This window comes from Halorubrum sp. SD612 (assembly GCF_002135005.1).
On record NZ_NEWI01000092.1, the window covers coordinates 1 to 11,977 of the forward strand.

13 protein-coding genes and 2 pseudogenes are annotated in these 11,977 nt (G+C 68.5%); 3 read left to right on the forward strand and 12 right to left on the reverse strand.

The annotated features are described in order from the left end of the window. Positions 1 to 259: 259 nt before the first annotated feature. Positions 260 to 709, reverse strand: coding sequence for a type IV pilin (locus tag B9G38_RS10995; protein WP_086215216.1), 450 nt, complete (start codon positions 707 to 709; stop codon positions 260 to 262). Between the two features lie 201 nt (positions 710 to 910). On the opposite strand from B9G38_RS10995, the gene B9G38_RS11000 reads away from it, so the two are divergent. Continuing rightward, positions 911 to 1,687 (forward strand): hypothetical protein, encoded by a 777-nt coding sequence (locus B9G38_RS11000; protein ID WP_086220404.1) that lies wholly within the window; start codon positions 911 to 913, stop codon positions 1,685 to 1,687. Positions 1,688 to 1,700: 13 nt separating this feature from the next. On the opposite strand, the gene B9G38_RS11005 is transcribed toward B9G38_RS11000, so the two are convergent. Continuing rightward, a complete protein-coding gene (locus B9G38_RS11005) occupies positions 1,701 to 1,967 on the reverse strand; it encodes a winged helix-turn-helix domain-containing protein (protein WP_086215218.1) in 267 nt (88 codons plus the stop codon). Positions 1,968 to 2,602: 635 nt separating this feature from the next. On the opposite strand from B9G38_RS11005, the gene B9G38_RS11015 reads away from it, so the two are divergent. Next, positions 2,603 to 2,884: a hypothetical protein gene (locus B9G38_RS11015; protein ID WP_086220405.1), complete on the forward strand. Its 282-nt coding sequence runs from the start codon at positions 2,603 to 2,605 to the stop codon at positions 2,882 to 2,884. Between the two features lie 227 nt (positions 2,885 to 3,111). Here the strand turns inward: B9G38_RS11015 and B9G38_RS18070 are convergent, their stop codons facing one another. From B9G38_RS18070 to B9G38_RS11025, 3 genes are all read right to left on the reverse strand, one after another. Further along, positions 3,112 to 3,267 (reverse strand): hypothetical protein, encoded by a 156-nt coding sequence (locus B9G38_RS18070; RefSeq protein WP_155120046.1) that lies wholly within the window; start codon positions 3,265 to 3,267, stop codon positions 3,112 to 3,114. Positions 3,268 to 3,385: 118 nt separating this feature from the next. Further along, positions 3,386 to 5,149: a phenylalanine--tRNA ligase subunit beta gene (gene pheT, locus B9G38_RS11020; RefSeq protein WP_086220406.1), complete on the reverse strand. Its 1,764-nt coding sequence runs from the start codon at positions 5,147 to 5,149 to the stop codon at positions 3,386 to 3,388. Next, positions 5,149 to 6,681 carry a phenylalanine--tRNA ligase subunit alpha gene (locus B9G38_RS11025; protein WP_086220407.1) on the reverse strand — a complete coding sequence of 511 codons (1,533 nt, stop codon included), beginning with the start codon at positions 6,679 to 6,681 and terminating at the stop codon, positions 5,149 to 5,151. The genes pheT and B9G38_RS11025 overlap by 1 nt, the downstream gene beginning before the upstream one ends. A gap of 151 nt (positions 6,682 to 6,832) precedes the next feature. Between B9G38_RS11025 and B9G38_RS11030 the strand changes: the two genes are divergently transcribed. After that, positions 6,833 to 7,132: a HalOD1 output domain-containing protein gene (locus B9G38_RS11030; RefSeq protein ID WP_086220408.1), complete on the forward strand. Its 300-nt coding sequence runs from the start codon at positions 6,833 to 6,835 to the stop codon at positions 7,130 to 7,132. 27 nt (positions 7,133 to 7,159) lie between these two features. Here B9G38_RS11030 and B9G38_RS11035 read toward each other — a convergent pair whose 3' ends face one another. The 7 genes and pseudogenes from B9G38_RS11035 to B9G38_RS11065 form a co-directional block, all read right to left on the reverse strand. After that, entirely contained in the window at positions 7,160 to 7,843 is a 684-nt protein-coding gene (locus B9G38_RS11035; RefSeq protein WP_086220409.1) for a peptidase, read from the reverse strand. Positions 7,844 to 7,925: 82 nt separating this feature from the next. Beyond that, the gene (locus B9G38_RS11040) at positions 7,926 to 8,576 is read right to left on the reverse strand and encodes a chromosome partitioning protein ParA (RefSeq protein ID WP_086220410.1); all 651 of its coding nucleotides are present in this window, start codon (positions 8,574 to 8,576) and stop codon (positions 7,926 to 7,928) included. Next, a complete protein-coding gene (locus B9G38_RS11045; protein ID WP_086220411.1) occupies positions 8,573 to 9,391 on the reverse strand; it encodes a hypothetical protein in 819 nt (272 codons plus the stop codon). The genes B9G38_RS11040 and B9G38_RS11045 overlap by 4 nt, the downstream gene beginning before the upstream one ends. 56 nt (positions 9,392 to 9,447) lie before the next feature. Further along, a pseudogene (locus tag B9G38_RS11050) lies at positions 9,448 to 10,238 on the reverse strand (hypothetical protein). Continuing rightward, a complete protein-coding gene (locus tag B9G38_RS11055) occupies positions 10,235 to 10,573 on the reverse strand; it encodes a hypothetical protein (protein ID WP_086215227.1) in 339 nt (112 codons plus the stop codon). Before B9G38_RS11055 ends, B9G38_RS11050 begins: the two are co-directional and overlap by 4 nt. A 106-nt stretch (positions 10,574 to 10,679) precedes the next feature. Beyond that, the gene (locus B9G38_RS11060; protein WP_086215228.1) at positions 10,680 to 10,973 is read right to left on the reverse strand and encodes a hypothetical protein; all 294 of its coding nucleotides are present in this window, start codon (positions 10,971 to 10,973) and stop codon (positions 10,680 to 10,682) included. Beyond that, positions 10,974 to 11,977, reverse strand: a pseudogene (locus B9G38_RS11065) (ATPase); the annotation flags it as partial. It lies immediately after the preceding gene.

The following is an 11,977-nucleotide window of genomic DNA, read 5'->3' on the forward strand; positions in this document are numbered from 1 at the left end:
CCGCTGTGTCGGCTTTTTATCTTCGACCTCCGCGAGAGCGTCGCGGAGGTCGTCAAGAGTGGCGGCGTCAAGCGTGGACATACTTGCTAATCACACTCTAACCTAAAGAATATTTAGCTGACAGTATCAGTCAGAAGAGAATATTTGTGACGCTTGTAGCGACCTCGACCCGGCGACGATTCAGCCGTTTAATACAGATGTACTCGGGTTACGTTACCGGACCGAAATAGAAAGCCGATGGAGGTAAATTCAGCGAGAGTTACTCGGCTGTGAGCGTCGTCGAGTAAATTGCGTTTCCGGACGGGTCGTGAATCAACCTGACCGTTACACGGTCACCAGAGGAGTACGAAGCGCTACCCTCGTCAGTGAAGCGCACTGACTGGCCAGTCTGCCACGTATTTGACCCCAGCCCAGACTCAACGCTAGTGTTTGTTCGTGATCCGTCAACACTCAAGACTAAGTCTCTTGCATCTAGATCCTGTCCACCGGTTTTGGCGAGTGTGAGACTAACGCCATTAGTTGCGTCAGCAGTAGCATCATCAACATCGAAACTCGCCTGCGGCGCAGTATCGCCTATCTGGTCACCCAGACCAAGGACGAACGTCCCGATGACGGCCGCCAGGATGACAGTAATCGCGACCATGAGGATGACGCCGATGACGGGACTTACTGCCCTGTCTTCCGCGTTGGATTGGTTGCTTGGTTTCATAGTTTGAACCCAGCGGCCACCGATGAACGAGATCCGGAGACACAAGCGCCGTCGTCGGCGCATACTCGGTCTCGTACCCGTTCAGATCGGTTGCTGGTTACTGAAGAAAAGACGGACCTAGCTTATGTACTTACTGGCACGAATATCAGCGGAGAAAATTAGATGAGCAGAGTCAAATCAGTTGACTTGGACGCACTACTTATGGAACCCACGGCCACATCTATCTCCCGGACTTACAGCGATCGCGTGTATCCGGACCCGTGGGAGAAGGTGCTCGATTACCGTCGCGTCCGAGAGTACGCCGCCGAGAATCCGAACGCCGGCCGGGTCCGCGTCGGCCGTGCGCTTGACCTCCCTGACGAGCGCGTCCGCGGCTGGCTCAAGCATGTCGTTCCCGACCCGGTTCGGGGGATCAACACCGCGATCGACCGCGGTTGGCTCGATCCAGACCCCGATAGTGAGACGGCGGCCGCGCTCGTCGGCCTGCTCGCGCACGTCCTCGCCGGGGGGAGCATCCCGGCGGGGAACTACGTCCCGGCGGTGACGCCAGGGAGCCGGGTGGGCGCAAAGGAGATCCGCGACGCTTTCGAGCGCCTCGGCGTCGAGACACGCACCCGCAACGTCGATGAGCCGGGCCGCGCGAGCGAGATCGTCCCAACCTGTGACGGCACGGTTCTCGGTCGGTGCCTCGTCGCGATGGGCGCGCCGACCGGCGGGAAAACGTCCCTTGACCACCTGCCGGCGGTTGTGTGGGACGTGCCTCGATCGGTTCGACGATCATTCGCACGGACGTACGTTCGACACCGCGGATTGAATTACGCCGACAAGTCGACGACGCGCGTCCAAGTGGAACGCCCGAGCTCGTTCATCACGGAACTCCGCGAGGTTCTGGACGATGTCCTCGACGAATCTGTGACTACGGCAGACGCCGGGCTCACGATTTCGGCGGACGCAGCTCGGGAGCTCGGCGTCGAGTAACTGACCGGTCGGCTCACTTCTCTTCGAGATCGTCGGCGTCGAGACCGCCGGAGAGGTACGCACAACCGCGTTCGGTGATCCGATAGTACCCCCGCTTCTCGGAGACCCTCTCGACGAGTCCATGCTCGTCGAGAATCGGAAGCCTCCGTTTCACCGTCGGATGAGACACTCCAGCGACGTTGTGAGAAATAACCGCGGGAGGCAGATCTAGGTCGGACTCGTGTAGCAACTCCAAGATCGCCGGGTCCGACTTGGTCATCCACGACACCAGCGGCCGCATACACCTACGAATCGGTTCGGGTGTGATAACATCACCTACGATGTGTCTGGCTGCTTCTAATCAGTTTGTATGTAATGCTATATAGTATCAAAATACAATTACCCGCTACGTTAGATCCGAATCAACGGAAGCACTCTTGCGGACCCGTCGCTCTCCGATGGGTCCCGGCTCGAAGCAAAGCAGACCCCACTGCTGGAGACAGCCGGTCCGCGCGGGCTTCCGTGATAGGGCACGAAAGCCATGTTTGACCACTACGCGCCGGGGTTTGAAATCCCCGATCGACCGAGGAACCGCAACACAATCGCCGGACATGACCTCTTTCAGTTTCACCGTGCGAGTCAGGGTATTTTCTTTTTAACACCGGTACTTCGTTCGGAACTGATGCCTCCGAAAGAAGTGGTGTGGATCGAAGACCGGTAGGACAGGTGGCGGTACGTCTGTCCCCGCGGCCACCGCTTGTGGGAACCGACGAATCACCACTTCTGGTGTCAGAAATGCGTCGCGAGCGACGAGACTGACGGTGTGTTTCAGTATCTGCGTGACCGCAAGACCGGTGCTAAATTTGACCGCGAGTTCGTTCAACTGGTGACGCCGATCGGCCCCTACGACCGAGATCTCGACGGTGGGCCGGGCGAATGAGCGACGACTCGGGACACGCCAGCCGGATCGCCGGACAGCTCGCGATGTACGACGACGGAGAAAACGAGGAAGCGATCCGGCGGTGTAACTCCGAGAGCTTCTCCGGGCACGACTTCGAGGTGTTCGGCTACACGGTCGATGACAATGTAACAGTCGCATTCTTTCGGGATTTCGAGGAGGATGTCCCGCCGAGAGAGCTTGCGAAGCACTGTGAGGAGAACGGCATTACGTGCTACAGGTACGGGTATTCAGAGCTAGATTTCGCAACACAAAACTGATCCCGTCATCGACCGCGTCGCGGGATCATTCCCCCGCGTCGGCGTGCTCCCTGCCGAGAAGCGGTGGGAGGGGGGGCGCCCCGATCACCGCCTTCCGTTTCGATCCTACTGACCACTCTGCGCGCGTCGCTCTCGCGGGCACGCATCTTGTCGGGGGCACTGCGCGTCGCTCTCGCTGGCGAGCGTCCCCCCGGCGTCACCGCGCGCCGCCGACCCGGTGCTCGGGCCTACTGCGCGGCCGAGCGACTCTCGTCCGAAGCCTCGGGCGATCGCGTCCGAACCGCGTCCCACCCGCCGATACAGGCCTCACACAGGTAGTACGCGAACCCGTCGACGTCCCGGTGCGTGAGCGTGGCGTCGACGCCGCATCTCTCGCAGTCCATGCTCGGGAACTGCGCTAAGGGGAATATATGTCTTCTGCTCCAGCCACTCTCCGTGATAATCCGTGATAGAACCGACCGAACGGAAAGTCCGGCGTCGGTACGTGATCCGGTCGAGAGTCTACCGCAGCGCGTCGAGGTCGAACTCGAAGGCGGCGACCGGCACCTCCAAATCGTGCTCGACGAGTACCGCGGGATGGATCTCACCGATCACGCCGACGCGTTCACCGTCGATCACGACCGCGGCGGCGCGGCCATCGATGAACGTCGGATGCTCGACTCGGGGTGTCGCTAGGTCGGCGTCGAAGTCGTCGCACAGCGCCTGAAGCCGGCCTTTCGCGGCCTCATAGGAGGCGTCGCGCCGGGCGACCGCGCCGGCGACGTGCCGCGACTCGGCGACGTTCGTGTCTGCGTCGTCGTCGCGCTCGGCGACGAAGCCGACCTCGGCGACGTCCTGCGGGTAGGCGTTGTGGGTGTTCCGCTCCAACAGCATGACGAGCGACGGGAGGGCCCACGTTCGGAGCTGGGTGTACTCCTCGCTGTACGGCTCGGTGATCTCGACGGGGGAGCCGCCGCCGAATACCCCGTCGCCGTCTCCGACCGCGGCGCCGCCCGTGCCCGGTTCGATCCGCATCCGGTCGTAGTTCTCGGTCCCGCTCGTCATGTGGAAGTTCAGCAGATCCTCGAAGCCCAGCCCGACGAGACTCGTACGGACCGCGTCCTCCAGCCGGGAGCGCTCGTGGCGCCCGCCGACGGTGCCCACGTCGGGGTAGCGCGGCGTCAGGTTGTCGAAGCCGTACGCGCGCCCCGCGTCGTCGACGAGGTCGAGGGGGTGGAGCACGTCGACGCGGTACGGCGGGATCTCCACCTCGTAGCGGACGTCCTCGCCGAGCGTGTACGAGGCGTCCAGTCCGGCGCGCTCGAAGCAGTCGACGACCTCCTCGGGCTCGAAGTCGACGCCGAGCAGCGTCTCGATCCGCTCGTGCGACACCGTCTTCTCATCGACGTCGAGGTTCGGCCGGACGAGCTCCGCGCCGTACTCGCTCGGGTGCGTCGCGCCGTCGGCGTAGTTCACCTCGACCTCCTCGATCGTCGCGCCGCGGGCCGACAGGGCGTAACAGATGATGTTACACATCCGGTCGATAGTCCACTGGTCGGTGCCCGTGAGCTCGACGAGCAGCTCGCGGGACCCCGTCGTCACCTCGGTGCGCTTCCCGTTTATCACCGGCGGGAACGAGAACAGGCCGAGCTCGTCGTAGATCGCCGGGTAGCGATCGAGGTCCGTGACGAGGTCGGCGTACGTCTCGCCCGTGGCGTGCTCCTCCAGCACCGCGGCCGGGCTCAGCTCGTCGTTCGCGTCGAGGGGGACGAACGTGTCGCCCTCGGGGTCGACGCCGCGGTAGGTGATCGACGGTTCTGCGCCCTCCTGGAGCGGCGCGCCCTTCACCATCGCGAGGTCGTGGATGCCGATGGCGCCCTTCGCGCGCCCCCGTCCCATCGTCGCGTGGAGCTTCTCTTGGAGCTGGATCAGCGACTCCAGCGCCGCCTCGTCGAGGTCGAGGCCGCGGACCACCGCGCCGGTGACGTACGGGCGCTCGTCGGGCACCGACTCGTCGACCTCGATCCTCCACTCGGGGTCGTTCGTGTTCGGCACGTAGACGCCTCGCGCGTCGCCGTAGTGGTAGCGCAGCGAGCGGGCGACCCCCTCGACGGAGAGACGGTCGAGCCGGTCGGGCGCGAACTCGAACTGGTACATGCCGTCGTCGGTCTCGCCTTCGAACTCCAGGCCGAGCCCGAACAGGTCCGCCTTCAGCTCCTCGTCGTCTTTCTCCTCGTGACCGGTGAGCTCGCGGAGCTCGTCCGGGTCGACGTCGACGACGGGCATCAGTAGCTCACCTCCGCGTCCCGCAGGAACTCGATGTCCGCGAGCGTCCCGTGGAGGTCGCGGATGTCCTCCGCGCCGGTGGTGAGCATCGCGAGCCGCTCTAAGGCGAGCCCCCACGCCATCACGTCGCAGTCAACGCCGAGGGGGCCGGTGACTTCCTCCCGGAACACGCCGGAGTTGCCGATCTCGATCTCCTCGCCCGTCTCCGGGTGTTCCCCGAACAGCTCGAAGGAGGGTTCGGTGTACGGGTTGTAGTGCGGCTTGAACCGGATGTCCGTGATCCCGAACTGCCGGTAGAACTCCTCGAAGGTGCCCATCAGGTCGCGCACCGAGAGGTCCTCGGCCATCACCCACCCCTCGATCTGGAAGAACTCCAGGAGGTGCGTCGGGTCGAGGGTGTCGTTGCGGTACACCTTCTCGACCGAGAAGTAGCGCTGCGGCGGCTCCAGCTCCGCGCCGGCAACCCCGGAGAGGTATCGCATCGACAGCGACGTGGTGTGTCCGCGGAGGGCGACCTCGCGGGCGAACTCCTCCGACCACGGCGAGTGGTAGCCGTCGCCGTCGTCGCCCCACCCGTCGCGGTGGGCCGACTCGACGCGGGCCATCAGTTCGTCCGAAATCGACTCCATGCGGTCCACGTCGAGCGCGAACCGGTCCCAGTGGGTCCGGGCAGGGTGGTCCTGCGGCATGAACAGGCAGTCGTTGATCCAGAAGTCGGCGTCGGCGTGCGGGCCCTCCATCTCTTGGAACCCCATGCCGACGAGGACGTCCTTCACGCGGTCGGCGGTCCGACGGAGGACGTGCTTGCGACCGCCGCGGGCCGTCTCCGCCTCCGCCTCGACGTTGTACGCGGCGAACTCGGCGTCCCGCCACTCGCCGCTGGCGAGGAGCTCAGGCGTGAGCGCCCCGACCGTCTCGGTCGCCTCCACGCCGGTCATCAGCGCGTCGACGCCCTCGTCTGTGAGCCGGACCGTCCGCGTGACGGACTCGCCGACCGCGATCAGCCCGCGCGAGTCGAGCCGATCGATCACGGCCTCGTCAACGTCGAGGGCGTCCCCGTCGAGACTCCCCCCGTCGGCGTCGGCCTCCGCGAGCGCCGCGAGCGCCGTCGCCTCGGCGTCGTCGGGATCGGCGTCGGGGTCGACCGAGAGCTCGCCGCCGTCGACGCTCCCGTACCCCTTCCGCGCGAAGTTCGCGAGCGCGATGTCGACCTCCGGACCGTCCAACGCCGCCTCACCGATGACTGCGCCCATCGAGACCGAGTCGGCGTCGGCCCCCGCGTCGCGGCCGGCGCGGTAGAGCCGCGTCTCGGGTAGCCCCTCGTCGACGTAGCGCCGCCCCTCGTCGGTGAGCGCGAGCGTCCGGTCGGTCACCGAACCGACCTCAACGAGCCCCTCGTCGGCGAGGTCGAAGGCCGCGCCGGCCACCGTCTCCGGCTTCAGGTCGGTCTCCGCGGCTATCTCTGCCACCGTTCGTTCGTCCGTCGCGCTCGCGGCCTCGAGGACCGCGAGCTGTCGTTCCGGGAGTCGCATTCGAGTTGTCTCTACACGCGTGCGGCTGGTTGGTAACGGTTCCGGGACCGAGACGCGCCCGGCTCCCGGTTCAGAGACTCTGTCGCGGGCAAGGCATCATATATGATAAATTGGACGACTGATTTATGTGTGATATCCGCCTCTAGGGGGTATGAACAGCGTAACGGCCGAATCGAGCGGCTCCGGTTCGGTTCCGGAGCGGGCCCGCGTCCGTCACGGGGGCAGCGGTCCCAGTCCCAGTCTTGCCGTCGTCGAAGCGATAGCTGATCTCGCCGGCGTCGATCCGGCGGACCTCCCCGAGGAGGGCGTGGTACTGTACGAACACGTCGACCCCGACGCGCTGAACTCGCTCGTCGCCGGGCGGTCCGACGCCGACGTCTCCCTCACCGTCGCGGGTTACGACGTCCGCGTCGGCCCCGACTCCGCCGTCGCTCAGCGCTCGGGGAACTGACCCCGGCCGCCTCGGTCCCTTCACTCGTTACTCCGCGTCGGCAGCCCGCTCGCGGAGCCGCGCGACCCGATCCCCGAGCGGGGGCTGTACCTCGAACCACGTCGACCAGTCGCCGGTCTCCGGCTCGACGCCGCGGCGCTCCGCGACGCGCTCGAACGCGTCGGCGACGCGGTCGGCGCCGACCGCGTCCGCGGCGCGGGCGTCCGCCGCGTACTGGACCCGCCGACCGGCCCAGAAAGAAACGAGCCCCACGGCGACGAGCGCGGCGAACCCGGACTCGAAGGGGACGAGGGTCGTGACGACCGCGGCCAGCGCCCCGAGCACGGCGCCGACGGCGACGGCGCGGAACTCGGCGTAGTACGTCGTCACGCGGCCGGCTTCCGCCGCGAACAGCCCGACTGCGGCGTCCTCGTCGAGGTCGGTCAACACGTCTTCGGTGAGGAACAGCACCCGTCTACGGGGCGGTCCCCGGACCGACACCTCGGCGGGACCGTCGGCTGCGGCGCTGTCCCCGCCCGCGCCGTCGACGGCTTCGATCGCGACGCGCTCGACGGCGAGTCCGCCCGGTTCCGCCAGCGCCACGATCTGCGCTCGCTCCGCGTCCGTCGGTTCCCGCAGGTCGCGGAACCGGTCGGCCGCGTACAGCGGCCCCACGGCGACCGCGAGCGCGGCGACGACCGCGACGCCGACGACGAACGCGACTCCGAGCATCGTCCTCGCTGAGGGCACGCCCGAGGTAAAAAGGCCCGATGTCGCGCCGCGCCCGTCGCGACGGCGGCGCCCCCTCCGGCATTCACTCCGGAACGCGTCGCGCGAGCGCCCGGACCGCCGCGGCGGCCTCGCTCTCGGGCGCGGCGGTCGTGACCGGCCGCTCCGTCGCCACCGAGCGGTCGACGCGGGGGTCGGCCGGGACGACCTCCGCGGGCGCCCCGAGCGCGTCGCCGATCGGGTCTACCGGCGGCGGCTCGGTCACGCGGTTGACCGCGCAGCCGACCAACCCGGCGTCGAGTTCTCGGGCCAGCTCTCGCGTCCGGATCGCGTCGGCGAGCGCGAACGCGCGCGGCGAGACGACGAGGAGGCAGGCGTCCGCGACCGCGAGCGGCACGCCGGCGTCGGCGCGGCGTCCGGCGGGACAGTCGACGACGACCGTCCCGAACTCGCGCTCGACCGCGGCGACCGCCTCCGCCAACCGCGTCAGGTCGGCCGCCCGAGCGCCCGCCAGCGTCCGCCCGCACGGGACGATGTCGACCGGGCCGGGACGGAGCGCCTCCGTCGGGGCCGCCGCGCCGGCGAGCACGTCGTGGAGGTCGGGGCCGCGGCCGTCGGGCAGGTCCGCCATCCCGAGGTCCGCGTCGACGACGACGGCGTCGAGCGCGGCGGCGACGTTGTACGCGAGCGTCGTCTTCCCCACGCCGCCTTTCCCGCCCGCAACCGCGAGGATCACGCCAGCGCCTCCAGCGCCTCGACCGGGATCTCGCTCTCCTCGGCGCGGTCCGCCAGCGCCGCAGCACGGTCGCGGACCGCCCGCAGCCGCTCGGCGTCGGCCGCGACGCGCTCGTCGAGCGCTCCGACCCCGTCGAGGCCGTCGACCTCCTCGACGACCGTCGTCGCCGCCGCGAGGTCGGCGTCGGTCAGGCGCTCCGCCCGCTCGATCCGCGCCTCGACGGCCGCGAACCACGCGTCGACGCCGCCACCGGCCGCACTTCCCCGCGGTGACTCGGGCGTAGCCGACTGGTCCGGGTGGCGCTCGACTCGCGCCGCGACTCTCTCCGCGTCGCCGTCGCCCTCGGCATCCTCCCGGCCCGGCAAGTGCCCGTCCGAACCGGAGGCCCCCGCGTCGCCGCCCGCGTCCGGGGTCCCGTGGCGCCCTTCCGCTCCGTCCACGGCGGCGCGCGGCGGCCGATACGATTCGAGGTCCCGGACCGCCGCCCGTGCGAGGTCGGTCCCGCCTGCGGCCGTCTCGTGCGCCTCGTCGGCGTCCGACGACACGGGCTCGACGTTCGCGATCTCGACCGGCGGGTCGACGGGGTCGGCGAGCGCGGCGAACCCGAACGCCGCGCGCTCGCCCGGGTCGAGTACCGCGGTCACACCCGCTGCGTCCCACCCGGCTTCGGGGACGCCGCCGCGCCGCGGCGGGAGCAGCGGACCGTTCAGCCGGCTCTCCATCCGAACACGCCGCGGGACTGCCCCGTCGTTGCGCACCCGAAAACCGACGAGCGACGCGTCCCCCTCCCGGTCGACGGACCAGTCGAGTTCCATGCGCCGGGTCCCGCGGAATCGTATTTAACGCTCAGGCGAACCCGCCCCCGTCGGGTTCAGCGCCCGTCGCGCGCGCCTCGAAAGCGAACATCGGCCGTCCGAAGGAGCGACCGCGGGCTCCGCCCCGACTCCTCGATCCGCCGCCCCGCGCTGCCGCGCAGCTCGACCGGTCCGTCGAGCGCCGCGGTCCTGACGGCCGCGAGCGACGCCGCGACCGGGTCTCCGTCGTACGCGCCCGGTCCCGTCCCGGCCGCGCTCGGATCGCCGCTCGGAACGACCGCGAGCGCGCGTCGGAACTCGGGATACATCGCCTCGGCGAGTTCGCGGCGCGCGACGCCGCGCCGGTTTCGGAGCCGGTCGCGGAGCCGCAGTCGACGCCGACGCTCGTCCCGGGCGCGGGCGGCTTCGGCTCTCGCGCGTTCGAGCGCCTGCTCGGCGGCGATCGCCTCCGTCTGCGCGGCCGACAGCTCCGCGGCCGCCGCCTCCAAGTCGTCGAGCGTCTCGTCCGTCTCGGCGTCGACCGCGCGTCGCCCCGCAGCGCCGCGACCCGCTCTTTCAGCCGCTCGATCTCTCCGGTCGCCTCGGCGACCCGCCGCCGCGCCGCCGTCAGGTCGACTGGTTCGACCTCGATCCCCGCGAGCTCCGCCTCGATGTCCGCGATCTCTCCCGCGACGGACGCGGTCCGCTCCCGCGAGCGCGCGGCCGCCGCGAGCTGTCGCCGGAGCCCGGCGTCGGCGGGGAGTCGTCCGAGTACCTCGCCCGGAGCGGGACTCCTCCTGACGGCGTCCGACCCGTCCTCGCTATCCTCTCGGTTCGACCCCGACTGCGTCGACCTCGCCCCGGTCACAGCTCTCTGCCGCGCATCGCGTCCGGGTCCGGGTGGTCCGTCCCCGCCGCGAAGGCGGCGTACGGCGTCGACTTCGCGGACCGGTCGGCGTAGGCCGCGGCCGCCTCTCGGACCGCGTCGTCGACGGCGACGAACTCGTTGAACGGCTCGGTGCGCTCTATCTGTACGTCCCCGCCGTGCGACTCCCGCAGCCGCAGCGCGAGGAACGCCGCGTACTCCGTCTCGTCGAGCAGCGCGGCGCGACCGAACCGCCGCGCGACGACCGACTCGTGGCGACGACAGAGGTTTCGGAGGCCGGTCCTAGCGGCCGCCGAGTACGTCACGACCAGCAGCACGCCCGCCGGTGGTCGATTTTGAAATATATCCGTTCCGGACCGGAACGTTTCAGTCGGCATCAGTGACGCCGGATCGATTCAGCGTCCGCGGGGCCGGGGTCAGTAACTAGAACCGCTCGACGTCGAACGCGGGCTCCTCCCCGCCGTCCGGTGCGTCGTCGACCCCGCTGGCCGCGAGGACGCGCTCGCGCGCGGCCGGTTCAGAGGGCGCGACGACCACGGTGCCGTCGACCGGGTCGTCCCCGACCGCGCGGAACACGTCGCCCTCGCCGTCGAACTCGGTCGCGTACGTCCGGAGCACGGCCGCGACGCGACGCTCGGTGGCCGCGAGGTCGGCGTCGCCGTCCTCGAACTCGCGGAGCGCGTCCTCGACGTTCCGTATCGCGGAGATCCGGTCCATCTACGTCGTCCGGAGGTGGCCCTGCTTGGGCTCGTACACTTCGCCCTTCGTGCGGAGCTTCTCGATCTCTCCCTCCGCCTTTCCTTGGTCCATCCCGATCTCGCCCGCGCGGTCGAGCACCTCCTCGACGGGCGCGCCCTCCTGATACTCCTCTTCGATGTCGGCGATGAGCCCCTTGATGTTCTTGATGCGGTCGCGCTGGCTCTTCGACGTGCCCGTCTCGACCACGTCGGCGTCGAACTGGCCCGTCTCCGGGTCGACGCCGATGTCCTTGAGACAGGACTCGACGATGTCCGTCGCGCGGTCCGCGTCCTCGCGCTCGACGGTGTCTGAGAGCCGCACCCGCGCGCTCGCCTCGGAGAGCCGCACCATCGCCTCCAGCTTCCGGGCGGTGACCGGCACGGGCGCGTCCTCGTCGGCGCCCTTCGAGCGCAGGTCGACGTAGAACTCCTCTATCACCTCCTTCGCCTCCTCCGTCATCGTCGGGAAGCAGGACCGCTTCGCGTGGGCGATGTACTTACGGAGGAGTTCGGAGTCGATCTCCGGCGCGACCTCCTCGGTCACCTCCGCCACCTGTTCGGAGGTGAACTCCGAGCTCGCCAGCTCCTCGCGCTGGGTGTTGAGCTCGCCGGCGTAGTTCGTCTTGATGATGTGTTTCGCCAGCCGGGAGTCGTGCTCCGGGTCCGGGCTGTCCGTCACGGTGAAGATGAGGTCGAACCGTGAGATCAGCGCCGGCTCCAAGTCGATCTGTTCGCCGATCGGCTCGTACTGGTCGAACCGGCCGTACTTGGGGTTCGCGGCGCCGAGCAGGGAACACCGCGCCTTCAGCGTCGCGTTGATCCCCGCCTTCGAGACGGAGATCTTCTGCTGTTCGAGCCCCTCGTGCATCGCGGAGCGGTCCGAGGAGTTGTGGACGACGAGCCCGTTCGCGACGAAGTTGTGCGTCTCCTCGACGGTCAGGTCGTACACCCGGGGTCGCTCGCCGTCCTCGATCCGCGCCAGTA